Genomic DNA, 26,527 nt, shown 5'->3' with positions numbered 1-26,527 from the left:
TGGTAAGCGCTTCATCCATGCAAAGGAATGAAGTGGAATAAGCAACAAACATGGAAAATAAAAGCAAAAACGCAGCAAGTGCATTCCGGAGAATGCATCTTTTAAACTCGAAAGGGAGTCTGGCCTGGGGCTGGCTTTGTTTAATGGTTCTTCTGTTGGTGCCGGCTCTGGTTGGCGCACAAGAGGATTATTTCCGGGTAGAACAGGGCATTCCTCATCTCCCGGTTTATGACAATACGGCGAAAATTGTGAGTCCCGGAACCGGGATGCTGATTTATAGCCGGCAAGATGAAAAGCCGATGGTGTATACCGGAAATGCCTGGGTCGACTTTTGCTCAGCGGTTTATGAAGATGCTACGGCACAGAGCTACTTTACCGTGAAAAACGGAATTCCGTATTTGCCGGAGAAGTTGGTACTGCCTTCATCGCCTTCATCCGGAGCTTTTCTTTATTCCACAAACGATCAGTCGCTGGTGGTTTCCGGCGGAAACGGTTGGGTGAAAATGAATCATATGGGGGGCGAAACACTTTTGGGCAACTCGGCCTTCTCCACCGATGAGATGATTGAAACCTGTTGTTTTCCGGTGCTTTCCGAAGACCCGCCAATAGCTGCCGAAGGAGATATGTATATCAGCATTGCTGAAAAAGCCTTCCGCTATTGCAATGGAAGTGTATGGTTGAACATAGCCTGTGAAGCTGCAGTAACCACAACACCGGTTACCGACCTGATTGGAGGTTCCGGAACCGGAGGAGGTGTGGTAACCAGCACTGGAGGATCGGCCATTTCTGTTGTCGGAATTTGCTGGGGGTTTAGTGCCAACCCCGATACAACCCTGAATACCCGCACCCGCCAGAAAATTACCTCCGGAGACGGTCTGGGTGCTTTTGTTAGTCACCTTTCCGGCTTGTTGCCCAACACCACTTACCATGTTCGGGCTTATGCCGTGAATGCCGAAGGCGTTGTTTATGGTGAAAACCTGACCTTTACCACTTCTACAACCATTCCTACGATTATTACCCTGGAGGCTTCCAATATTACCAGCATGTCAGCCGAAACGGGTGGAAACATCATGAATGACGGCGGTGCCCCGGTTAGCTTGCGGGGAGTTATTTGGAGCGCCGTGGGCGACCCGCTGAATGACAGCGAAGCCTTACGCACGGAAGACGGAGCAGGAATTGGCACTTATGCCAGTTTGCTAAACGACTTAATGGGGAATACCACCTACTATGTGCGGGCTTATGCCGTCAATAGTGAAGGAACAGCTTATGGCAATCTTGTACAATTTACCACCCTTGGTCCGGAGCCGCCTTTGCTGGAAAAATTGATCACGGTGAATGACATTACCGGAACTTCAGCACAAATTAACGCGACGATTATCAACAATGGAGGAGCTGAAATTTCCGAGCGCGGGGTGGCCTGGAGTACCGATGGGGTGACCTTTAACCATTTTCCTTCAACCCACGATACCGGTTCTGAAATTGGAGACTTTCAAACCTTGCTGGATGTTTTGTCGCCCGGAACAACGTATTATGTGAAAGCGTATGCAACCAATGAAGCCGGAATCGGTTACAGCGACCAAGTTGTTTTCACCACCGCATTTCCTGTAATTATCACTACCATTCCACCTTCCGATGTTACAGGCTTTACGGCTTTAAGCGGAGGCGAGATTACCAGTTCGGAGAATTCGGCAATAACGGCCCGGGGAATTTGCTGGAGTACCGAGAAGTACCCGACAACTGATTTGCCAACCAAAACCAGCGAAGCAATTTCCGGGGGTGGATTGGGCACTTTCCCAAGTTCGATGACTGACCTGCTTCCGGGAACCAAGTATTATGTTCGCGCTTATGCAGTTAATGCCGCCGGAACAGCCTATGGGAACCTGGACAGCCTGACAACTTTAGACTACCCGGTTGTGACAACACTGACGCCGGCCGTTTTTGTCGGGAGTACAGCTGTTGGCGGAGGAACCGTAATTTCTGATGGGGGCGCAGAAGTTGTTGAACGTGGCGTGTGCTGGAGTACAAGTGCCAATCCAACGATTTATTCTTACCATACTTCTGACGGAAGCGGGTTGGGTGACTTCACCAGCAACTTGACCGGGCTGGCTGAAAATGTTACCTACTATGTACGGGCCTATGCACGCAACAGTGTCGGCATTGCCTATGGTGAAGAAAAGACTTTTACAATCATTACAGATATTCCTGAAATTACGACGCTGGAAGCCACAGCTATCACCAGCATGTCGGCTCAAAGTGGGGGTGATATTACCAGCGATGGAGGAAAACCGGTTACCGCACGAGGAATTATCTGGAGCGTGCAGGGCGATCCGCTGGACGATCCTTCCCACATCATTACCAACGATGGCTCGGGGGTGGGGCGGTTCCCAAGTCTGCTGACCAGCCTGCTTGGAAACACCACTTATTATGTGAGGGCCTATGCGGTCAATAAAGCTGGAACAGCCTATGGAAATCTGATTCAGTTTACAACCCCTGACCCAATTTTGGCTGAGCTCAGTTCTGCCAATATCAGTGTGTACGACATTACCGATGTTTCGGCGGTGGGACGCATGGAAATTCTGAATAACGGGGGAGCACCAATAACTGATCGGGGAATCTGTATCAGCACGGATCGGATTACCTACCATTATTATCCTTCTGAAACGGTGAACCCGACAGACATTGGAATTTTTATTAGTCAACTAACCGGGCTGACTCCCGGAACCCTTTATTACGCCAAAGGATATGCCACCAACAGTGCTGGCACCGCCTACACCAGTGAAATCAGTTTTGTGACGGCCTCCCTGGTTCAGCTTGTAACAGTAAAGCCCACCAATGTGACCGGCAACGAGGCATTGAGTGGAGGGATCGTTACTGATGTCGGAAACTCGGAAATTACCGCCTTGGGGATTTGCTGGAGTACAGAAAAAGATCCGACCATTGATTTGCCAAGCAAAACCAGCGAAGCCATTACAGGCGACGGCTCCGGAACTTTTGCCAGTGCCATGGCTGACCTGCTGCCGGGTACTACTTATTATGTGAGGGCTTATGCGGTCAATGCAGCCGGAACATCATACGGTAACCTCGATAGTTTGACCACCTTATTCTACCCCCAGGTTATTACGCTTTCAACTGCCTCTTTCATGAGCTCAACTGCTGTAGGAGGTGGAAATGTTTTGGATGCCGGAGGAGAAGAAGTAACAGCGCGCGGCGTTTGCTGGAGCACATCTGAAAATCCAACCATTTTCTCTAATCATACAACTGACGGAACCGGCCTGGGACTTTACAGCAGTATCCTGACCGGCTTGGTGCCCAATGTTACTTACCACGTTCGTGCCTATGCCCGTAGTTGGGTGGGGGTTGGTTATGGCGAAAATAAAACCTTCACCATTATTCCGGATGCTCCGGAAATTATTACCCTTGATCCCACAAACATCACCAGTATTTCGGCACAGAGTGGAGGTGATATCACCAGCGATGGCGGTTATCCGATTACCGCGCGAGGAATTATCTGGAGCGTGGTTGGTGATCCGCTGGATGATCCGGAAGCTACCATTTCAGATGATGGATCAGGAGTGGGGGAGTTCCCCAGTAGCCTGACCGGCTTGCTGGGAAGCACTACTTTTTATGTTCGGGCGTATGCGGTAAATAAAGCCGGGACTTCCTATGGAAATCTGATCGTGTTTACCTCTTTACCACCGGTGGTGCCGGAGTTGAGTTCGGCGTCAATTCAGATTTCTGAAATTACAGATATCTCAGCACTGGGAACGATGGAGATTCTGAATAACGGCGGAGCACCAGTTACTGCGCGCGGGATTTGCCTGAGTACCGACCGGGTAAATTATGAGTATTATCCTTCAGGAACAATCAACCTGTCCGATGTGGGTATTTTTGAAAGTACACTGGCTGTGCTGGAACCGGGTACAACTTACTACGCGAAAGGTTATGCTACCAACTCAGCAGGAACCGGCTATACCAGCGAAACCAGTTTTGTTACGGCGTCAGTTGCTTCAATCTTTACCACTGAGCCAAGCGATATTACCCAAAATACGGCGCAGAGTGGCGGGATTGTTTCCAATACCGGAAATTCTGAAATTATTGAACGTGGAGTTTGCTGGGCTACCACCGAAAACCCGACTTTTGACCGGGATTCGAAACTCTCGGATATTTTTACAGGAACGGGGCTGGGTTCTTTCAGCAGCACACTGACTGGCTTGCTGCCAGACACTACTTATTTCGTCAGAGCTTATGCCATGAACGTAACGGGGGTGTCCTACGGAGATGAATACAGTTTCATTACACCGGAAGCAACTGTTCCGGAGGTGGTCACCATTGATGTGATCAACATTGGCGGTGTTTATGCAGAAGCCCGGGGTAGAGTGAATAACACCGGTGGTTGGGATGTTACCGATCGCGGATTTTGCTGGAGCCTATCGGATAATCCAACCATTTTGAATGATACGGTAAAAGTAGGTATGGGGCCCGGAAGCTTCTCAACTCAACTCGTTGGCCTGGCTCCGGGAACAACTTATTATGTAAGAGCCTACGCGATAAATGAAAAGGGGATTGCCTACGGCGATTCGTACCAGTTTAAGACCGATGAGCTGGCCACCTTAATTACAACCAAACCTTCGGATGTAAGAAGTAGCCGGGCAATAAGTGGCGGAACCATAACCAGCGACGGTGGCGATACCATAACCAGCCGCGGGGTTTGTTGGTCAACTTTCCCCAATCCAGCCATGGAAGACAGCTATACCATTGACGGTTCAGATGTCGGTATTTTTTCGAGCCAGCTGTCGGGGCTGAGTGGAAGTACGAAATATTACGTGCGTGCTTATGCTATCAATAGTGCCGGAGTGGCCTACGGTAACCTGGATAGTTTGGTCACGACAACCTCAACAGTGCCGTGGGTGGTAACCGATGGAGTTACTTCTGTTCAGGGAACTTCAGCTTCTGTTCAGGGAACGATTGCCGATAATGGGGGAGAGCCCATTACGGAGCGGGGTATTTGCTGGAGCACGGAGAAAATGACAACCATTGATGATAACCGACTGGTTTGTGGCAACGGAGATGGATCGTTTACGGGGCAGCTTACAGGGTTGACCAAGGGGGAAACCTATTATGTGAGGGCCTACGCCATCAACCGGATTGGTATTGCTTATGGCGATGAGTTGAGTTTTGTTACCGCAACTCTGGCCACGATTACCACCAATGAAGTGTCGGACATCAGCGGAGTTTCGGCTGTTGGTGGCGGTTTCATTAGTAATGATGGCGGTTCGGAGGTGAGCCAAAGTGGTATCTGCTGGAACACGACCGGCAACCCGACAATATATAATCCTCGGACCACCGAAGGAGTGGGAATTGGTGAATTTATTCATACCATGACCAATTTGATGGCCAACACCACCTACTATGTTCGGGCTTATGCCATCAATGAGGCTGGAGTAAGTTACGGAAATGAGGTGCGTTTCATTTCCGGCCCTCCGGAATTTGCGATTGTACGAACAGTAACGCCGAAGAGTGAACTCAACGGGGTGGAAGGAACCAGCGGTGGAACGGTCATCAGCAATGGAGGAACTTTGATTACTTCCGGAGGATTGGTTTGGAGCACCCAGTCTGGTTTTATTCCGGATACGGTATTGGTGAACCGAACCACTGAAAGTGTTTCAGGAAGTTTCAGCTCGCGCATGACTGGTTTATTGCCCAACACCACTTACTATGTTCGGGCGTATGTGGTGAATGGGATTGGAACTTCTTACGCCGAGGAGGAACTGAGTTTCACCACGAAAGACATTCCGGTTGTAGTAACTACTGACATTGAAAAGAGCTCAGTGACCAGCACGTCAGCCTTGGCCGGAGGAAGCATCATTTCAGATGGAGGCAGTCCGGTTACGCAAAGTGGTGTTTGCTGGAGTACCTCGCACAACCCGGTTCGCGAAGACGAGAACTATACGACGAATGGCGGAGGATCAGGTGATTTTACAAGTACCATCTCCGACTTGATGGGAAGCACGACGTACTATGTGCGGGCTTATGCGGTGAATGCCGTTGGAATAGCTTATGGCGAAGAAGTGAGCTTCACGACCGAACCTCCGGTTTTGGCAACGGTTGTTACCGATCCGGTTACGCTGCTGTCCTCAACGTCGGCTAATGGCGGCGGAACCATTACCAGCAACGGAGGGGCTTTGGTGACTACCCGTGGGTTGGTGTGGTGTACCCAGCCCAATTTCGAACCGGACACCATTGTTAAAAACCGGACAGCATCAACCGGTTACTTTACCGGTTCCTTTACCGACCTGCTTACGAAGCTGGCTCCCAACACGGTTTATTATATCCGGGCTTATGCCGAAAACAGTGTCGGCATTGCTTATGGCGAGGAAGTGAGTTTTCTTACACCGGTAGTTCCTTCGATAAGAACAATTTATGCGTCTGCAACGGGGCCAACAACGGCTACCAGTGGCGGTAACATTTCCAAGGACGGTGGGGCAGATGTTACTTCGCGCGGAGTAGTTTGGAGCACAATCGCTACTTTCGACCCGGATACGGTGGTGGTGAACCGCACGACTAATGGTAGTGGAACCGGTTCGTTCCTCAGTAAACTTCAACGTCTGAAAGGGAATACCACTTATTATATACAGGCCTATGCCAAAAACATTGCCGGAACAGGCTACGGAAACTTACTTAGCTTTATTACTGATCCTGCGGTCCTGCCAACTCTGACTACCCGTCCGGCCTGGTATGTAAACGGAACGACTGCTTATAGCGGGGGCCATATCTCCGATGATGGCGGGTCATCGGTTACTACCCGTGGAATGGTGTGGAGTACTGTTTCCGGCTTCAAGCCTGATACGGTTAAAGTCAATAAATCGGCTCAAACGGGTACCGGTATTGGCTATTTCACGACCCAGCTCAAAGGGTTAAAACGAGGAACAACCTATTACATAAGAGCTTATGCGGAGAACGAAATCGGCATAGCCTTTGGCGATGAGTTAAGCTTCACTACTCTTGACTTTGCCAGTTTAACCACGCAGGAATTACTGGCATCATCAACCGGAACATCAGCCGTTGGAGGTGGACTTATTCAAAGTAACGGAGGTTCAAGCATCACCAATGTAGGAGTTTGCTGGAGTACCGGACATAATCCAACGGTCAGTTTACACACCAAAACAAGGTACGACAAACTTAACGGAGACACCTTTAGAAGTACCTTGACAGACTTGGATCCGGTGACGACCTATTATGTGCGGGCTTATGCGGTGAATAGCCAGGGAGTGGCTTACGGAAATGAGGTGAGCTACACCACTCCGGCAATTTTGCCAAGCATTACAACCAATTATGTTGTTCCTGTTACCAAGTCAGAAGTGGTTACCGGAGGAACAATCTCGGATGATGGAGGAGCTGAAATTACTGACCGCGGGGTGCTTTGGAGCACCGATGCCAATTTTGATCCCGACACCGTAGTGGTCAATAAAACTTCGGATGGTACGGGAATCGGTAATTTTACCAGCAACATTGGTGGACTGAACATGAGCATTAGCTATTACATCCGGGCTTATGCAACCAACAGCGCAGGTACGGCTTATGGAAACCAGGTTTCAGTAACTATATTTCCAACTGCGCCCCGACTGTTTACCCATGAAGTTACCGAGATTGAAGGTTACACCGCCGTTTGCGGAGGAGACATTACCAGCGATGGCGGGGCTGATGTGACGCTTAAGGGAGTGTGCTGGAGTACACATACCAACCCAACCATCGAAGACAGCCGGACATACAACGGGTCGGGAACAGACTCTTACATCAGCAAGTTGACTGATCTGAAACCGAACACGCTTTATTATGTAAGGGCTTATGCGGTCAATAAGATTGGGGTGGCCTACGGTTTGGAACGGACATTTTTGACCGATGCTTTCCCAACTCTGGTGGCGACAACGCCGGTTACAAATATTATTGCGACAACCGCAACCAGCGGGGGTGAAATTACTGACGATGGAAGGACGCCCATCTTGGCTCGCGGGGTTTGCTGGAGCATGCACAATGCGCCAACGGTGGCACTTCCCACCAAAACGGTTGATGAAACCACAACGGGTATTGGGCGTTTCACCGCCAACTTGTCTGGCCTGAAACCGGAGACCGATTACTATGTAAGAGCCTATGCGACCAACGCGGTTGGAACAAGTTATGGCAGTCAGGTCTTCTTCCGTACCAAGGAAGTAATGCTTCCGGCAGTAACAACAACGAAACCTTCGGCGGTGGATAGTACGCATGCTGTATGCGGAGGTGAAGTGACCAATGACGGAGGAATGCCGGTCAATGTGAGAGGTGTGTGCTGGAGCCTGACGAACGATCCTGACCTGGAAACGGGCGTTAAACTGAATGATATGGCTGGTGGAATAGGAGCTTATGTGAGCAACGTCAGCGGATTGTTGCCCGGAACCAAATACTACATTAAAGCCTTTGCCACCAACATTCTGGGAACGGCTTACGGACAGCTGGATAGTCTGGTGACCGAAGCCATTCGTCCAATGGTAAGTATTGCTTTGATGACCAACTTGACCATGACAACGGGAGACGGTTCAGCCTCTGTCATTACGGATGGAGGTTCTCCGGTTACCGACCGGGGACTTTACTGGAATACCACCGGTCAGGCCCCTACGGTTCCTATGCCGGCTGACAGCAGCATTTCGTTGGGAGCCGGTTCAACCGAAATCAACGGAACGATTACAAACCTGAAAGCCAGCACCACTTATTATGTGTGGGCCTATGCGACCAACGCGGTTGGAACCCGTTTCAGCCCGGAAGCAATTTCATTTACCACGCCAACCATTCCAACAGTCATTACCAGCGCACCGAAATCGGTAGCCCGGAACGAGGCAGTATGTGGTGGTGAGGTTACGGACAATGGTCGTGTGGAGGTAACCGCTCGAGGGGTTTGCTACAGTGCATTCGGAACACCAACGACCGACAGTTTATCGGTGGAGCATAGCACTGGCGGAACAGGCTTGTTCTCGCTGAACGTTACTGAACTGAAGGAGGGAACGACTTACTATGTACGGGCTTACGCCATCAACAGCATGGGAACGGCTTATGGCGAAGTGGATACCCTGACAACGCTGACGATTCCGACTGTTCATACCTTGGCGTCCGATTCCATTTGGAGTTCAGGTGCTGTTAGCGGAGGTGATGTGGTTGCTGATGGCGGCGCCGAAGTAATTCTGCGAGGCGTTTGCTGGAGTAGTGACACCATCCCCACGATAGATCTGTTGACCAAAACAAAAAATGGTAGCGGACTGGGTGAGTTCGAGTCCTTTCTTGGAGGACTGAAACATGCCTCAACGTATTATATCCGTGCTTATGCCACCAACAGCCTGGGCACGGCTTATGGCGAAATTGATACGATTTTAACCGCACCGGTTGTGCCAACGCTTGGCTCGGTTGTGCTCGAGGCGATTGATGATTCAACTCAACTCGGAACAGCTGATGTTATTGATGACGGGGGTGCAGAAGTAATCGAAAGGGGGCTGGTGTGGAACACAACAGGTAACCCAACGCTTGATGATGAGGTCATCTTAAATGGTGAAGCCGGAGTGGGAACCTATAGCGATACCATTACAGGAATGGTTGAAGGACCTACTTATTATGTACGGGCTTATGCCACCAACAGTGTTGGAACGGCTTACGGACCTGATATCAGCAGCAAGAGCTGTCCCACCGCTTTTACGGTTATGCATGTGGAAGGATTTAGCGGGGCTCCGGAATCAAAAACGGTTGTTTATCATTCCGTAAGTACCGATTTGTCCGGTGACTTGCGTTGCTGGCTTACCCAAAACCTGGGAGCCGATCAGCAAGCAACGAGTATGAATGATGCCACCGAAGCTTCGGCGGGTTGGTACTGGCAGTTCAATCGTTCGCAGGGCTATAAATACGATAGCTCCCGGACACCTTCGAATGCGTGGGAAGCCTGGACAACGAGCATTTCGGAAAGCTCAGCCTGGGTGGCAGCCAAGGATCCATGTAACCTGTTGCTGGGCTTGGGATGGCGCATCCCGACTAAGACCGAATGGGAAAATGCCGATGCAGCACCGCAAGACTGGACAACAGGTGCCGATGCTTTTGCCTCGGTACTGAAACTGCATTCAGCAGGGGTGCTTGCATACAACAATGGCGTACTTGCCGGCAGAGGCAGTTATGGACGTTACTGGAGTAATACCCAGATTAACACCAGCAGTGCTTATTTTATGGATTTGTATTCCGGCAGCCGGATTAACTATTTCTCTAAAGCTTATGCCTTGCCGCTTCGTTGTATCCGCGATGGAATTACCATTGCTTTACCATCGGTGAGTGATGTTGTTATTCCGGATTCGCTGGTAACGGAAACTTCGGCGGCAGGTGTGGCAACTGTTGTTTCAGATGGAGGTGCCGCAGTAACCAGCCGGGGACTTTGCTGGAACACAACTGGCAACCCAACGGTTGACGATCATACGCTTCCAAGTGGCTCCGGAAAGGGAACGTTCTCCGAGCTGTTATCTAATTTAGAAGAAGGGGTTACGTACTATGTGCGGGCCTATGCGGTCAACAGCGAAGGGACAGCTTACAGCCCGTCAACCACCAGTTTTCAGTTATGTCCAACCAATTTTGAAATTATCCACACCGAAGGATTGAATGGAGCACCGGAGACGAAAAAGGTAATTTATAGTTCCGTAAGTTCACGTATTTCGGGTAAATCGGCCTGTTGGTTAACCCAAAACCTGGGAGCCAGCCAGCAAGCCACTTCGGTTAGCGATGCCAGCGAAGCTTCGGCCGGCTGGTATTGGCAGTTCAACCGGAAACAAGGCTATAAATACGATGGTTCACGTCTGCCGGCCAATAGCTGGACCCCATGGATAACGAGTATTTCGGAGAATGTGAACTGGATGAGTGCCAATGATCCGTGTAACTTGTTGTTGGGCTTAGGCTGGCGTATTCCTACCAAAGCGGAGTGGGAAAATGCCGACGCCGCTCCCCAATTCTGGACAAATTCAGCGGATGCTTATCATTCCGAATTGAAACTTCACCAGGCCGGACTTCTGGCTTACAATACCGGCGCGCTTCAAAACCGCGGAACTTATGGGTATTACTGGAGTAGCGATCGCTACAATTCAACCAACGGAAATTACTTATACATTTATTCGGGAAGCAGCAGCGTTACCTACTCCAACAAGGCAAATGCATTTCCGGTGCGTTGTATTCGTGACGAACTTGTCAAATCAGCGCCAGTAGTGAGTGATGTTGAGGTACCTGCAAAAGAGATGACCGCCACATCGGCGGATGCTACGGCTACTGTTGCTTCGGACGGGGGGATGCCGGTAACCGAAAGAGGTTTGTGTTGGAGTGAAACCAATTCAACACCTACCATTGCCGACGAGGTGATTACGGCCGGAGGAGGAACCGGGGAATTTACAAGAACCTTGGCTGATTTGAAAGAAGGGCCTGTTTATTATGTGCGGGCTTATGCCACCAACAGTGAAGGAACGGCTTATAGCCCCACTGTAACCAGCTTCAGAATATGCCCTTATGAATTTGATGTGATGCACACCGCCGGCTTGAATGGAGCACCGGAAAGCAAAACGGTTACTTACCACTCGGTTGGCAGTATGATTTCGGGCGAAGCCGCTTGCTGGCTGACGCAAAACCTGGGAGCTGACGAGCAAGCCACTGCAGTAAATGATAAGTCCGAAGCTGCTTCTGGCTGGTACTGGCAGTTTAACCGTTCTCAGGGGTACAAACCGGTAGGATCATCTTATATTCCGAACAATGCCTGGACTTCCTGGACTTCCAGCATTTCTGAAAACATTAACTGGGGAAGTGCGAATGATCCTTGTCGCTTGCTTTTAGGTCTGGGCTGGCGGATTCCAACCAAAGCGGAATGGGAAAATGCCGATGCTGCTCCCCAGTTCTGGCAAAAGGCGGCCGATGCCTACAATTCAGAATTGAAATTGCATCTGGCAGGACTGTTGAATTATTCTACCGGGGCATTACAAAACCGCGGTAGCTATGGGTATTACTGGAGTAGTGACCGGTATACGGGTACCACCGGCTATTATCTCTATTTAACAACGAGTGGAAGTAGCGTTACCTATATTAATAAGGCCTATGCTTTCCCAATGCGTTGTATCCGCACGGAGATGACTTTGTCGGCACCGCAGGTGAGTAAGGTTGAGGTGCCTGTTTCGGGCATGACCTCGGATGCGGCTAAAGGAACAGCCATTGTTACAACAGATGGAGGTGCTGCTGTGGAAACCCGCGGATTGTGCTGGAATACAACCGGCGATGCGCCAACTGTTTCAGACAGCACATTAACCATCGGAAGCGGCTTGGGCAGTTTTACCGGTGATCTGAAAAACCTTAAAGAAGGAATTACCTATTACATTCGCGCTTTTGCAACCAATAGTCAGGGAACGGGCTACAGCCCGGAAGTGACCAGCTTCATGATTTGTCCGACCGGTTTTGAAGTGATTCATACCGAAGGGTTGAATGGAGCAGCGGTTAGTAAAACAATAACGTACAATTCCGTGAGCACGAATATTTCAGGCGAAGCAGCCTGCTGGTTGACCCAAAACCTGGGAGCTGATCGCGCACCGGATGCTTACAATGATGCCTCTGAGGCTGCCGCCGGCTGGTACTGGCAGTTTAATCGCCAGCAAGGCTATCAGCCGGTAGGGAACTCCTACGTTCCAAACAACGATTGGACTTCCTGGACAGGAAGCATCTCAGAAAGCTCAAACTGGTCAGCAGGCAATGACCCTTGTAATTCGCTGCTTGGTTTGGGCTGGCGGATTCCAACCAAAGCGGAATGGGAAAATGCCGATGATGCTCCCCAGTTCTGGCAAAAGGCAGCCGATGCCTACAATTCTGACTTGAAATTGCATCTGGCAGGAGACCTTTACTATTCGACCGGAGGACTGCAAAACCGGGGAGGTCATGGGTACTACTGGAGTAGCACGCAGGCAGCCTCTACTACGGGACATTATTTGTACTTGAATGCCTCTTCCAGTGCCCCAAACTCAGCCAGTAAAGCCTATGCCTTCTCAGTACGTTGTATTCGCGACAAAGTGGTTATTTCAACACCATCCGTTAGCAAGGTAACGATTGTAGCTGAAGCCATGACTGAAACCACCGCGACAGGAAATGCGACGGTTACAAATGATGGAGGAGCAGAAGTTACGGATCGGGGATTGTGCTGGAACACAACCGGCAATCCGACCATTGCCGACAGCAAAATTTCATCCGGCGATGGCGTAGGAAGTTTTACCCGTACAATTGGCGGACTTGTTGAGGGGCCAACCTATTACATCCGTGCCTATGCCATCAACAGTGAAGGGGTGGCTTACAGCCCGGCGGATGCCAGCTTCAGAATTTGTCCGGCAACGTTTACTGTTATTCATACCGAAGGGGTTAATGGAGCACCGGTAAGCAAAAACGTAACTTACCACTCTGTTAGTTCTGATGTTTCCGGCAAATCGGCTTGTTGGCTGACTCAAAACCTGGGAGCTGACCGCCAAGGCGAATTTGTTGGTGATAATGCGGAGGCTGCTTCAGGCTGGTATTGGCAGTTTAACCTGCCGCAGGGTTATAAACACGATGGTTCTTCTTACAGCCCCAGCAATGCATGGACCAGCTGGATCTCCAGCATCTCGCAGAGTTCAAGCTGGTCGTTGAATAATGACCCATGTAACCTGCTGTTGGGCCTTGGATGGCGACTGCCGACTTCTGCTGAATGGACTAATGCAGATGCCGCTCCACAATTTTGGACAAGTGCATCTGATGCCTATAAGTCCGAATTGCAGCTGCACCTGGCCGGTTATTTATATTATTCAAACGGAGCGCTGCAAAACCGCGGTGGGCTTGGGTATTATTGGAGCAGTACCCAGTCCGCCTCAACAACCGGGCATTACCTGGCTTTGACTTCTTCAAGCAGTGTGATGGGAACAATCAGTAAAGCCTATGCGCTTCCGGTGCGTTGTTTACGCGAAGACCTGAAGATTTCAATTCCCACGGTCAGCAATGTGGAAGTACCGACTTCCGGAATGAAAACAACCACCGCAGAAGGATCAGCCACGGTTACCACGAATGGTGGAGCCAAGGTTCTTGCAAGAGGATTGTGTTGGAATACGACCGGAGTGACTCCAACGCTTTCGGATAAAGTTGTTCCGGTAGGAAGTGGCTTGGGCAGCTTTACCGGTATGCTGGAAGGTTTGAATGAGAGTGATACTTACTATGTACGTGCTTATGCAACTAACAGCGAAGGAACGGCATACAGCCCCGAAGTAACCAGTTTTAAAATCTGTCCGGTTGAGTTTGAAGTAATTCACACCGAAGGGCTGAATGGGGCTCCGGAAACAAAAACCGTAACCTATCATTCCATAAGTAGCAATATCTCGGGCAAGTCGGCTTGCTGGTTAACCCAAAACCTGGGAGCCAGCCAGCAGCCCAAGGCATACAACGATGCCACGGAGGCTTCTTCAGGCTGGTACTGGCAGTTCAACCGGAAACAAGGCTATAAGTTTGATGGTGGTCGAACACCTTCGGATGCCTGGACAACTTGGGTTGGAAGCATTTCAGAAAGCATGAGCTGGACGGCCGCAGAGGATCCTTGCGCCTTACAACTTGGTTTGGGCTGGCGTATTCCAACTTCCACTGAGTGGACGAAAGCCGATGCAGCACCTCAGTTCTGGAACAGTGCAACGGATGCCTATAATTCGGTATTGAAACTGCACCAGGCCGGGAATCTGTACTATTCAACCGGTGTGTTGCAGAACCGGGGGAGCGTAGGAAGCTACTGGAGCAGTACGCAGTACAGTTCAACCACGGGGCATTATTTTATCATCAATTCCTCAAGCAGTGTTATGAGTACGGCCAGCAAAGCCTATGCTTATTCTCTGCGTTGTATTCGCGATGAGGTAAGCATCAGCATCCCATCGGTAAGCGATGTTGAAATCCCAACTTCCGGGATGACGGCGACCACTGCGGAAGGAACGGCAACGGTTTCTTCAAACGGAGGGGCTGAAGTTACTGAAAGGGGCTTTTGCTGGAATACTTCCGGCACACCAACAACGGCGGACAATACCGTGCCGCTTGGAAGCGATGTTGGTAAATTTACCGGCAAGCTAACCGGGTTAAAAGAAGGACCAACCTATTACGTAAGGGCGTATGCCATCAACAGCAAAGGAACGGCTTACAGCCCAACGGTGACCAGTTTTAAGATCTGCCCAAGCTCGTTTGATGTTATTCATGTTGAAGGTCAAAATGGAGCTCCGGTGAGCAAAATTGTAACTTACCATTCCATTAGCACCAATGTGTCGGGGAAAGCTGCTTGCTGGCTTACTCAAAACCTGGGAGCCGACCGGGAAGCTACTTCGTATAACGACAATGCAGAAGCGGCTTCGGGTTGGTACTGGCAGTTTAACAAAGAACAAGGTTTTAGACACAACGGAACGGCCTATTCGCCTGCACCGGCCTGGGAATCCTGGATTGGCTCCATCTCTCAAAGCTCAAACTGGTCTTCGGGCAATGATCCGTGCCACTTGTTGCTTGGCCTTGGATGGCGCATTCCAACCCTGACCGAATGGACCAAAGCCGATGCTCCGCCACAGTTCTGGAACAGTGTTCAAGATGCTTATAATTCGGAACTGAAGTTACACATGGCCGGAAACTTGTATTATTCGAACGGAAACTTGCAGTATCGTGGAAGTCATGGCTATTATTGGACCAGCACCCAGTACAGCTCCACAACCGGGCACTACCTGAGCCTGAATACATCAAGCAGTGCCCTGAGTACAACCACCAAGGCTTATGCATTCCCGGTAAGGTGTATTCGCGATGAGGTTCAGTTGGCAAAGCCTTCCGTTAGTGCTGTAGTTATTCCAAACTCAACCATCAGTTTAAGCACAGCCGCCGGAACAGCAACTGTGACGATTGACGGAGGCCAGCCAGTCACAGACCGCGGTTTGTGCTGGAATACAACTGGAAATCCGACCATCGCAGATAGCAAGGTTTCAGTGGGAAGTGGTGTTGGAAGTTTTACTGGAATGATTTCGGGCTTGACCGAAGGGCCAACTTATTATGTTCGTGCCTTTGCCACTAACAGTGAAGGCACAGCCTACAGCCCGGTACAATCTAGCTTTAAGGTTTGCCGAAAAACATTTTCAGTCCTGCATACCGAAGGTGAGAACGGAGCACCGGAAAGCAAAACAGTTACTTATCATTCGGTGAGCAGCACCATGTCGGGAAGTGCAGCTTGTTGGTTAACTCAGAACCTGGGCGCCGATCGTCAGCCAACTGCCCTGACCGACAATTCCGAAGCTTCGGGGGGATGGTACTGGCAGTTTAACTGCTCGCAGGGCTTTAAGTACGACGGAACGCGTGCGCCTGCGGATAGCTGGATTCCGGGGATTTCTCAGAGTGCGCAATGGGCTGTAAGTAATGATCCTTGTCGACTGTTGCTTGGTGGTACCTGGCGTATTCCTACGTTGACTGAATGGACCAATGCAGATAACCCGCCTCAGTACTGGACGAGGGGTGCAGATGCCTTCAACTCTGTATTGAAACTTCATCTGGCCGGGAACTTGTACTATTCGAACGGAAACTTGCAATACCGGGGAAGCAACGGCTATTATTGGAGCGGTACGCAGTACTCGAGCACCACGGGCTATTATTTGTCCATTACCTCTTCGGGGAGCGCGATGAGCACAACAACTAAGGCGTATGCTTTCCCCGTCCGGTGTATTAAAAGCAACTGATTGGATGAACACGGATATTCTATGAAACTTAAATATATTTGCCGCAGAAAAAATGGGAGCGTAGCGGAGAGCGAAATCCCGGAATTGAAGTGGCTAAAAAGAGAGAACAATGAATTTAAAACGAGATAATCAACCAATTTACATTTTTGCCTTGGTGCTTTTGGCACTACTACCTTGGAGCCTGAAGGCTTCAGGGCAGGGGAATGAGACGAAACTAACCATTCACATTCGGGGAGTGTATGATTCCAAAATAACGGTGACTCCCTTTGAAAACGGACGCTATGAATCGGCCTTGAAGACGATTGATGGCGTACAGGATTCGGTTAGTCTGACAATCCCGAAAGCACATCTTCCCGGACAGTTTTTGTTACGGATGGATTACCGCCAAAAAGCAACGGACCAGTCTTATCCTTCGGAGTTTGTTTTTTTCATGAATGAAAATGACCTGGAAATTGGCATTAATCCGCTGCAAACACAGCCGGATAGCGTTTACCTGGGCAATGACGTGGAGAACACAAGCTACTTTGCTTTTCTGAAAGAAAATGCCACGCGCCGACAACCCCTTATTTTGCTGGAGCAGCTTCTGGCTGGTTATCATGAAAAGGAAGGCCGGTTTTACAAGGAAGCGGAAAAGGAGTTTGAGAAAAACAGACAGCGCTATAACCAATGGATTGCCGCGTTGGAGGAAGCTCAAAATGACTTGTTCGTAAGCCGTGTGTATGCTTTTCAGAAAGTGCCAGACATCAGCTGGGAAACTTCGGCAGAGCAACAACTGCACGAGCAGGCTTTGCATTATTTTGATGAGATTGATTTGAGTGATCCCTGGCTTTTGCGTACTCAGGCTTTCAATGACTTTGTAACCGCTTACATGCGCATGTTTGGCATGCATGTCACGTCGGATGAACTTCGGGATTCCCTGTTTACCCAAGCAGGAAGGATTGCCTGCGAAAAAGCGGCGCAAGGGCATCCGGAGGTGTATGGCTGGATGGTTGATTATTTTTATGTCGGATACGAGGCTTTGGGAATTGCACCGGGCATGCGAATGCTTGAAGCGCATATTCAGAATCCACATTGTCTGACATCCAAAAAACAGGAAATTCTTCGGCGGCTGGAAGGAATGAAGAAACTAACGGCAGGGGCACTGGCTCCCTCCTTTGAGGCCGAAATGGTGAACGGTATGCAGGTGCGGTTTAACGGAATTTCCAACGATAAAAGCTATGGCCTGCTCGTGTTCTACGATTCGGAATGCAGCCATTGCAAGGAGCTGCTTGACAAACTGAAAAGCTGGAATGACGTGCCTGAAAATAAGGTTTGGTTCGATGTGATTACCATTTCAGTGGATGAGGACCGGGAAAAATGGGAGCAGTTTCACAATCAAAAAAATTATGGATGGACTGATGTGTGGGCGCCCGGTGGTATCAATAGCCCGGTGGCTAATGATTACTACATCTTGTCGAGTCCGGTTATGTTTATTCTGGGTAAGGATAAAACGATCTTACAAATTCCGGAATCCTTTAAGCAGCTTGAATCATTTATCAGTGGCAATTAGAAACGTATTTTTTCTGATTGATAAGTTAAATAATCGATTTGCAAGACATAAATGGTCATTTGCTAAGTTGTTTTTGTTTTCTTTGTAGTCTGTTTGGGGTGGAATTATCGTAACTGAAAATTACTTAAGAGAGTTACGATGGATTTAGGGTTGACCCAAATGGCGTTTTTTTTAGGTTGTTTTTCTGCTAAATAGCGAATGGAGCCTAAGCTTAAATGAAAGAGAACAAGTAATAACGTGAAGAGGGTAGAGACTATAATGTTTGATCATCCGGGAACTACATAAATGCCGGGTGCTCGCTTACTGCAAATTGAAGAAAAGGGACTTTTAGGGATAAACGGGCTTATAAAATAAGCCTTTGACGATTTGCCAATTCAGCAATGAATCGGATGAAGGGCTTTAGCATACCTGATGTTGTGATTCCATGCTTTCATCTTTTTTTAAACTAATCAATTTTCTTGTTTGTGGTTTGTTTCAGACATTAAGGCGTTCTTAATTAATACTCTGCAACATAAACATGTTGACAATGAAGGCGTATTGTGAGATTCAGGAGCATGATGAAAGCCAGGGAGCTTCCTTGGTATTGAAGAATATTATTGTATCGAAAGGGCTAACCCAGTTGATTCTTCCGATTCAGGAAATTCTTTATTTTTTTCATGAGAATAAAAACGTATTTGTCGTAACCGAAGATAATGAAACCTATTTTTGTGAATTAGGACTGTCGGCCATAGAAAAAGATATTTGCCCGGGCTTTTTTCGGATTAACCGGCAGGTTATTGTCAATTATAATGCGATTCAATCGTTTTCCTACATTGAGAATAGCAAAATTGAATTATGTGTTCGTCACGGAAGTGGTCGAAACATGATTATAGGAAAGAACAAGGTGGCAAGCTTTAAAAAGTGGATCATGTTTGATTGCACGTGTTTTTCAGCTCCGCGCAGAAAATCGTTTAAGGAAAAAATATCCGGCACCTTGTCTGAACAGAATGTACTCCGGGCAGTTAAATGATAAAGGATTCTTTCCAGATAGGTATAGGGGCAAAGAATTCAAATAGCAAGAACAGGATGGAAACAAATTCAGTTGCTTTTTTTCAGTCACAGCAGTATCCTGAACCAACGCACAAGCCCATTGTGGCTGCATTGAAAGTTAAAAATCCGCAAAATGTGGGTAGTTTAATGCGTCTAATAGATAATGTTGGGGGCGACACGCTTTACTTGCTCGATGATGAAAACCCCAAGCGCGAAGGTAGCATTCGGAAAACGGCAGGACTAAGCTACAAGCATGTCAAACTGGTTTGGCTTAGCTCGGAGGAATTTTTTCAGGCCATTCCGAAGGACTATACCCTGGTGGCAATTGAAACCAATGAAGCATCGACAAACGTGTTTGCCACGAAACTTCCTGATAAAGTTGCGTTTCTGCTGGGAAGTGAAATGCATGGACTTTCCGAAGAACATATCCATCGCTGTGCTCACAGTGTTCATATTCCGATGACAGGTCTTTGTAAATCAATGAATATCTCCCATGCGTTAAGTATTGCTCTTTTTGAGTGGTTGCGTCAGCAACTTTTTACTAATTAAGTTTAGTTTCTGTTGTTTTTTTCTATTTTTAGCAAGTAGCAAGATAAAATAGAAAAATCCATGATCACACTAACTCAGTTGGAATACATTGTTGCTGTTGACACGTTTAGGCATTTTGGCCGCGCTGCCGAACATTGCTTTATCACGCAACCCACCCTCAGTATGCAAATCAAAAAGCTGGAAGAAGATTTAGAGATTATTATTTTCGACCGAAGCAAGCAACCCTTAATTCCAACCGATGTTGGCAAACGCATTATTGAGCAATCGCGGATTATTTTGCAGGAAACCGAAAAGGTAAACGACATTGTCAAGGATCACAAAAATTTGATTTCCGGAGAACTGAAAATCGGAATCATTCCCACATTAGCACCTTACCTATTGCCGCTCTTTATTGGTAACTACAAGCGCAAATACCCCAATATTCTGATTACCGTTGAGGAGTTGACTACCGAAAATATTGTGGACCACTTAAAGCGCGATTTGCTGGATGTGGGCGTTTTAGTCACACCGCTTAAAGAGGATAAGATTAATGAGAGGCCGATCTTTTACGAGGAAATGATGCTTTATTGCCACGAGAATCATCCGCTTTACAATCAGAAAAAACTAAAAGTGAAAGACATTGCCACGCCGGAGATTTGGTTGCTGAGCGATGGCCACTGTTTCCGCCACCAGGTAATCAACCTGTGTTCCTTTAAAGGGGCATCCAACCGGGAGCTTCCTTTTCACTTCGAAGCAGGCTCGTTAGAGACGCTTATGAACATTATTGACAAGGAAGGCGGCATTACCCTGATTCCGGAATTGGCAACGGTGGATATGTCTGATTGTCGAAGAAAACATGTTCGAAGTTTTGATGATGTAACCCCTTTGCGCGAAGTTAGTCTGGTGTATTCACGCCATTTTGCTAAGAATAAGCTGGTTGACTTGTTGTGGAAAGAGATGGCTGCTGCCATGCCCCAGGAACTGTTGAGTCGCGAGCGGGGAACAATTGTAGAATGGAAGTAAATTTTTTTTCATTTTTTGTTTTGAAGTTTAAAAAATGTTCCATTTCTTTGCATCGCTGAAATCAAAAACAGCCACCCTAAAAGTAGGGCAGCCGATTTCAGCGAAAAAAAATCCTGAGAAAATTTGGAAGCAAAAAAAAAACAATTACTTTTGCAACTCCAATTCAGGAACAGACATGATGGCCCGTTCGTCTAGGGGTTAGGACGCCAGGTTTTCATCCTGGTAGCAGGGGTTCGAATCCCCTACGGGCTACTAATTTTATTTATTCAGAAGAAACAGAAAATGGCACATCATCAATCGGCTAAAAAAAGAATTCGTCAAGACGAAAAAAAGAAAGTACACAATAAGTACTTTGCCAAGACTATGCGTAATGCGCTTCGTGATATTCGTGCGATAAGCGAAAAGGAAGCAGCCGTAGCGCAACTTCCAAAGGTTGTTTCTATGATTGATCGATTGGCTAAGAAGAATTTGATTCACAAAAACAAAGCAGCCAATTTGAAATCAAAATTAACTTCACACGTTAGCAAGTTATAAGCAAACACAAGATATTAAGGAAGCCTCTTCGAAAGAAGAGGCTTTTTTTTTGCTCTGAACTGAAGGATGGATTTCATTATTTCTCTCATTCTTCATAACTTGGTTTAGCACAACTGCAGTATCATGTACAAGAAACCAAGCATTAAAGAGTGGGCCGTGGAAGACCGGCCACGGGAAAAACTGTTGACCAAAGGAACACGCTCCCTGTCGGAAGCTGAATTGCTGGCCATTTTAATTGGCTCAGGCAATTCGAAAGAATCAGCCGTTGAATTATCCCGCCGTATTTTGGGAACGGTGAACAATGATTTAGCGACGCTCAGTAAAAAAGATGCCTCCTACCTGCTTAAGTTTAATGGTATTGGAGAGGCCAAAGCAGTGAATATTCTGGCTGCACTGGAATTGGGGAGGCGCCGAAAAGAAGAAAATGCCCCGGCCAAAACGGTCATAGTCAATAGTCGTGATGCAGCAAACTATTTTCGGCCTCTGCTGGAAGATCTTCCTCATGAAGAATTTTGGATTTTATTGCTCAACCGTTCTAACACCGTTATCGATAAATTTATGGTGAGCCAAGGCGGCATTACTGGGACGGTGATTGATGTCAAACTGATTTTGAAAACAGCCCTTGAAAAATTAGCCTGCTCCTTGATTTTATGCCACAATCATCCTTCGGGAAACTGCGCTGCCAGCGAAGCTGACAAAAAAGTAACCCGAAAAATTAAGGATGCTGCCGAATTAATGGAAATTACAGTGCTCGATCATGTCATTATTGCCCACGATCAGTATCTTAGCTTTGCTGATGAGGCTTTACTTTAAAAACCAATTATGCTTGTTGTATTTGCTCAGGAAATAACCAATCGCTTGCAATACACCTTTGATTTTATTTTTTCCGAAATCCTGGGCGTTCCTTTTTTGTTGACAACCGACCTGCATGAGTTTAATGAAAGCCAGTTTCCGAAGATAAATTATTCCTTGCTTCCACTGGATTGTCCGTTACAGATGCATCCACATCCGATTCTTTTTCAACATACCATTAATTTTCATAGTCTGGAAGCAGTGCCCTATAAGGACGAAGTGTATTTTTTTGAATCCTCAGGTGATTCTTTTTTACCCTTTGATCCTTTTGCAGCCAGTTTTTATTTGCTGAGTCGGTACGAGGAGTACCTGATGCGCGAGCTGGATGAACATCATCGTTATCCGTCGCATCATAGTGTGCTGTATCGCAATCATTTGTTGGATAAGCCGGTGGTTAATCAGTGGGCGCAACTTATTGCTCATGAAATAAAGATGCATTATCCCGGATTTGACTATGAAAAACCTCGCTTTGATTTTCTTTCAACCATTGATATTGATAATGCCTGGGCCTATAAGAATAAAGGATGGTGGCGCACGGCTGGCGCTTTTGTGCGTGGTTTGCTCAAAGGTGAAAAGCATTTGCTGGAAGAACGGATGCAGGTGTTGCGAGGAGAATTGGATGATCCGTACGATACTTACGATTACATTCGCGAGCTGTATGGGGAGCGAAAAGAGCTGCTTCGCTTTTTTATTTTATTAGGCAAAACAAGTCAATACGACCGGAATGTGTCGCCAGACAATGAGGAACTTCAAAAACTGATAAAAGAGCTAAGTGCCAATTTTCAATTGGGCATTCATCCTTCCTATCGGTCAACAAAAAGGAAAAAGGAACTTCGGCAGGAGATCCGAACCCTGGAGACTATTACTCAGCAAAAGGTGGAAGCCTCGCGTCAGCATTTTTTGCGTCTGGTGCTTCCAACCACATACCGGCGTTTAATCAAGGCTGGTATTCAACATGATTATACCATGGGTTATGCCGACCAGTGTGGATTTCGCGCAGGAACTTCCAGCTCCTTCTGGTTTTATGACCTGAAAAAAGAGGAGCAAACCACGCTTCGGATTCACCCTTTTCAGCTCATGGATGTCACGCTTAAAAATTACCTGAAACTTGCGCCTGACGAGGCATTGGAGGTCATCGGAAAATTAATGCAGGAAATTCGGGAATACGGGGGAACTTTTATATGTTTATGGCATAATGAAAGTCTGAGTGACCGGGGAGAATGGAAAGGATGGCGTACCGTGTTTGAACAGATGACAGAACAGGCGATTAAGTACAAGGATGAATCAGGAACTAATTAGCTACGTCAATTATGAAGCGATTGATACCGACCAATGGGATCGGTGTTTGGACAATGCGCCCAATAGCTTGATTTATGCCCGCTCATGGTATCTCGACAAGCTTTGCGACCGTTGGGATGCTTTGGTGATGGGGAATTATCGGTATGTCATGCCCTTGACTTACCGCCAGAAGTTCGGCATTCGCTATTTGTACCAACCTTTGTTTTGTCAGCAACTCGGTATTTTTCCAACACCAACCAGGGAAGTCAGTCAGCTGTTTTTACAGGAAGTGGCCCGGCGGTTTTCGTTTGCCGAAATCAATCTGAACGCCATGCAACTTCCGGTAGACAGTGTTGGTGGGTATGAAAAACGGCAAAACCTGTTGTTGTCGCTCGTGGATAGTTATGAGGTAATGGCCGGTAATTATTCGCAACATACCCGGCGTAAACTTAAAAAAGCCAGCAAGCACCAATTGATTTTGGTGAGCAGTATTTCAGCAGGAGAATACCTGCGCTTTAAAAAGAAAAACCAACAGGTTCGTTTGTCGGAGAAGGAAATGCAGAAGCTGCGAAATATTCTGGCCTTTGCGCTAAGCCGAAGCCTGGGGCAAATCTATGGCGTTTATTCGCCCGGCAATGAGCTTTGTGCAGCAGCCTTTTTTATTCGGGATAAATACCGGGTAACTTACCTGAGTGCTATCAGCAGTGCGGAAGGTAAAAAGTACCAGGCCATGTATTTCCTGATTGACCGGTTTATTCAGGAGAACGCCGGCAAAGAGTACTTGCTGGATTTTGAAGGATCACAAATACCGGGCGTTGCCCGACTATATAAAGGATTTGGGGCAAGCCCCGAAAAGTACCATCACTACCGGTACAACCGGTTGCCGTGGTGGTCAAAATGGCTTAAAAAATGAACATCAGAAACAAAATATTAACAGCGGTGGCTAAACCTTTTTCACTTGCCTCTTTAGGTTCGGGGGAGGAAGTGCCTGTACTGCTGCCTTTTTATCACATAGTGAAAGATGGGGAACACCCGTTTCAGTACAATTACCGTTTCCCGTCAATCAGCCGGTTCAAGAAAGACCTGGACTTTTTGTTGACCCATTTTGACCCCATATCGCTTGAAGAGCTTTACAAAGGTCACAATCTGAGGAATACCTTTCACCTTAGTTTTGATGATGGCTTGCGGGAATGTTATGAGGTGATTGCTCCTATTTTGAAGGAGAAGGGTGTTCCGGCTACTTTTTTCGTCAACCCGGCTTTTGTCGATAATCACGATCTTTTTCACCGGTATAAAGCAGCGGTTTTGCATCAGTTTTTTGCCAAACAAGGGGTGGCTTCTGATCTGCAAAATACCTATGCCGATTTGCTTTCGCTGGACCAGATGGCCGAAGACGTTGGCCTGGATTGGGAAGCCTATCTGCAAAAGGAAAGTCCTTACATGACCCTGGAACAACTGCATCAGTTGGAAAAGGATGGTTTTACGGTGGGAGCTCATAGCTGGGATCATCCGGAATTCTGGCTCTTGGATGAAGAACATCAGCTGGATGAAATCAGGGAAAGTATGGAGTGGCTGACGGCCAATTTTTCGCCTGCCGTTAAAGCATTTGCTTTTCCGTTTACCGATGAAGGGGTGTCGCGCGATGTGTTTGATGCCATTCGGCGCGAGCGTTTATGTGATCTGACCTTTGGTACGGCCGGTCTGAAGCTGGATCCGGAAAAGAAACATTATCAGCGGCTGGCCATGGAGCAGGACGGTTTTGCTTGTGCCAGCCAACTTGTGAAAATGGAATTTTTGTCGTTTCAAATGAAACGATTGGTAAATAAACATGTGGTAAAAAGAGAATAGATCATGGAATTGAAGAAGATTCGGTTGCAGGAGTTAGAGTCATTTCTAACGAGTGATTTTTTTCGGGATTTGGAAACAAAACCCATTAGTCCGGCCCGGGTAGCCTCCTATGTTAACAACCCGCATGCAGAGGCGGAAGATCCGGTGCTTTACCTGCTTCACGATGATACAAAGCTGATTGCTTTTCGAACTCTTTATCCTGCCCGCCTGATGAACCAAAGCAAGCGAATTGCCTGGCTGAGTGGAAACTGGGTTCATCCCGATTATCGACGTCGGGGATATTCAACACAACTGCTGACAGAGGCCTTGAAGGATTGGGAGGAGCGCTTGCTGTTTACCAACTACGCGCCTGCTTCGCTCCAGGTTTACTTAAAATCAGAATTCTTTACACCGATGTTTTTGGAGGATGGCGTGCGCTTTTACTTTTTTGTCAAAACCGCTGACTTGCTGCGCGATCGGTTTAAGGGGATGACGCTTTTCTTTAAAGTTGTGGATGTGTTCATTCGTCTTTTGGCCAACCTGATGCGCTTGCTGTATCATCCCCGCCGCTGGAAGCAGCTCAATATTGATGTGCTCGACTTGCCGGATGAGGCTTGTTATCGCTTGGTTGAAGCCAAAAAGGATAGTTACCTGTTTGAGCGTGGGCAAAAAGAACTGGAATGGATTTTTGCCTATCCTTGGGTATCCACTGCGAAAAAGGACTGGCTGCCGAACTATCCGTTTTCTTCCTATGCCAGCCAGTTTCATTACAAAACGGTCAAATTCATGAAGGGGCGGCGGTTGATTGGCTTTCTGATTTATTCGATCCGCGATGGCCATTTGAAAACCGTTCATCTGCAGTTGCCGCAGAATTCACTATGGGTAGCTGCGCGTTTTCTGATTCAGCTTTCGGTGCGGAAAAAAATTGAAATTCTGACAATTCTGGAGCCTGAGCTGGCAAAAAAGATTCAGAAACATGCGAACCCATTCTTGTTTCATAAGAGAATAGAACAAGGAATTTATTCTTCTTTCCCGATTTCTGCAGCGATGCGCAAAATTCAGGACGGTGAAGGGGATTTTATCTTTACTTAAGCCCCTCTAAAAAGAAAAAAATCGTTATTTTCGGCAAAATTTT

The 26,527-nt window shown here is 47.7% G+C and carries 11 protein-coding genes and 1 tRNA gene; all 12 read left to right on the top strand.

Annotated elements, in window-relative coordinates; genetic code table 11:
• Positions 1-50: 50 nt before the first annotated feature.
• The 12 genes from Q1A18_RS07465 to Q1A18_RS07410 all read left to right on the top strand — a co-directional run bounded on the left by Q1A18_RS07465 (position 51) and on the right by Q1A18_RS07410 (position 26,484).
• On the top strand, positions 51-16,772 hold the full coding sequence (locus tag Q1A18_RS07465) for a hypothetical protein (RefSeq protein ID WP_299578315.1): 16,722 nt from the start codon (positions 51-53) through the stop codon (positions 16,770-16,772).
• Positions 16,773-16,881: 109 nt separating this feature from the next.
• Complete coding sequence (locus tag Q1A18_RS07460) at positions 16,882-18,321, top strand: thioredoxin family protein (RefSeq protein WP_299578314.1); 1,440 nt, start codon at positions 16,882-16,884, stop codon at positions 18,319-18,321.
• Between the two features lie 526 nt (positions 18,322-18,847).
• Positions 18,848-19,330, top strand: coding sequence for a LytTR family DNA-binding domain-containing protein (locus tag Q1A18_RS07455; RefSeq protein ID WP_299578313.1), 483 nt, complete (start codon positions 18,848-18,850; stop codon positions 19,328-19,330).
• 56 nt (positions 19,331-19,386) lie between these two features.
• Positions 19,387-19,899, top strand: a complete 513-nt coding sequence (locus Q1A18_RS07450; RefSeq protein WP_299578312.1) for a TrmH family RNA methyltransferase — start codon at positions 19,387-19,389, stop codon at positions 19,897-19,899.
• 60 nt (positions 19,900-19,959) lie between these two features.
• Positions 19,960-20,901, top strand: a complete 942-nt coding sequence (locus Q1A18_RS07445; RefSeq protein WP_299578311.1) for a hydrogen peroxide-inducible genes activator — start codon at positions 19,960-19,962, stop codon at positions 20,899-20,901.
• A gap of 180 nt (positions 20,902-21,081) precedes the next feature.
• A tRNA-Glu gene (locus Q1A18_RS07440) sits at positions 21,082-21,153 on the top strand.
• Positions 21,154-21,183: 30 nt separating this feature from the next.
• A complete protein-coding gene (rpsT, locus tag Q1A18_RS07435) occupies positions 21,184-21,435 on the top strand; it encodes a 30S ribosomal protein S20 (protein WP_299578310.1) in 252 nt (83 codons plus the stop codon).
• A 123-nt stretch (positions 21,436-21,558) separates the two neighbouring features.
• A complete protein-coding gene (radC, locus tag Q1A18_RS07430; protein WP_299578309.1) occupies positions 21,559-22,248 on the top strand; it encodes a DNA repair protein RadC in 690 nt (229 codons plus the stop codon).
• Between the two features lie 9 nt (positions 22,249-22,257).
• The gene (locus Q1A18_RS07425; protein WP_299578308.1) at positions 22,258-23,586 is read left to right on the top strand and encodes a polysaccharide deacetylase family protein; all 1,329 of its coding nucleotides are present in this window, start codon (positions 22,258-22,260) and stop codon (positions 23,584-23,586) included.
• Complete coding sequence (locus tag Q1A18_RS07420) at positions 23,567-24,478, top strand: hypothetical protein (protein WP_299578307.1); 912 nt, start codon at positions 23,567-23,569, stop codon at positions 24,476-24,478. The genes Q1A18_RS07425 and Q1A18_RS07420 overlap by 20 nt, the downstream gene beginning before the upstream one ends.
• Positions 24,475-25,413 (top strand): polysaccharide deacetylase family protein, encoded by a 939-nt coding sequence (locus tag Q1A18_RS07415; RefSeq protein ID WP_299578306.1) that lies wholly within the window; start codon positions 24,475-24,477, stop codon positions 25,411-25,413. Before Q1A18_RS07420 ends, Q1A18_RS07415 begins: the two co-directional genes overlap by 4 nt.
• A gap of 3 nt (positions 25,414-25,416) precedes the next feature.
• Complete coding sequence (locus Q1A18_RS07410) at positions 25,417-26,484, top strand: GNAT family N-acetyltransferase (RefSeq protein WP_299578305.1); 1,068 nt, start codon at positions 25,417-25,419, stop codon at positions 26,482-26,484.
• Positions 26,485-26,527: the final 43 nt, after the last annotated feature.

This window comes from uncultured Sunxiuqinia sp. (assembly GCF_947495665.1).
GTDB lineage: Bacteria > Bacteroidota > Bacteroidia > Bacteroidales > Prolixibacteraceae > Sunxiuqinia > Sunxiuqinia rutila.
This window is presented reverse-complemented; position numbering and strand designations above follow the sequence as displayed.

Coding starts and splice junctions, on each gene's coding strand:
- Q1A18_RS07465 (WP_299578315.1), top strand. CDS start 51: ATGGAAAATAAAAGCAAAAACGCAGCAAGTGCATTCCGGAGAATGCAT.
- Q1A18_RS07460 (WP_299578314.1), top strand. CDS start 16,882: ATGAATTTAAAACGAGATAATCAACCAATTTACATTTTTGCCTTGGTG.
- Q1A18_RS07455 (WP_299578313.1), top strand. CDS start 18,848: ATGAAGGCGTATTGTGAGATTCAGGAGCATGATGAAAGCCAGGGAGCT.
- Q1A18_RS07450 (WP_299578312.1), top strand. CDS start 19,387: ATGGAAACAAATTCAGTTGCTTTTTTTCAGTCACAGCAGTATCCTGAA.
- Q1A18_RS07445 (WP_299578311.1), top strand. CDS start 19,960: ATGATCACACTAACTCAGTTGGAATACATTGTTGCTGTTGACACGTTT.
- rpsT (WP_299578310.1), top strand. CDS start 21,184: ATGGCACATCATCAATCGGCTAAAAAAAGAATTCGTCAAGACGAAAAA.
- radC (WP_299578309.1), top strand. CDS start 21,559: ATGTACAAGAAACCAAGCATTAAAGAGTGGGCCGTGGAAGACCGGCCA.
- Q1A18_RS07425 (WP_299578308.1), top strand. CDS start 22,258: ATGCTTGTTGTATTTGCTCAGGAAATAACCAATCGCTTGCAATACACC.
- Q1A18_RS07420 (WP_299578307.1), top strand. CDS start 23,567: ATGAATCAGGAACTAATTAGCTACGTCAATTATGAAGCGATTGATACC.
- Q1A18_RS07415 (WP_299578306.1), top strand. CDS start 24,475: ATGAACATCAGAAACAAAATATTAACAGCGGTGGCTAAACCTTTTTCA.
- Q1A18_RS07410 (WP_299578305.1), top strand. CDS start 25,417: ATGGAATTGAAGAAGATTCGGTTGCAGGAGTTAGAGTCATTTCTAACG.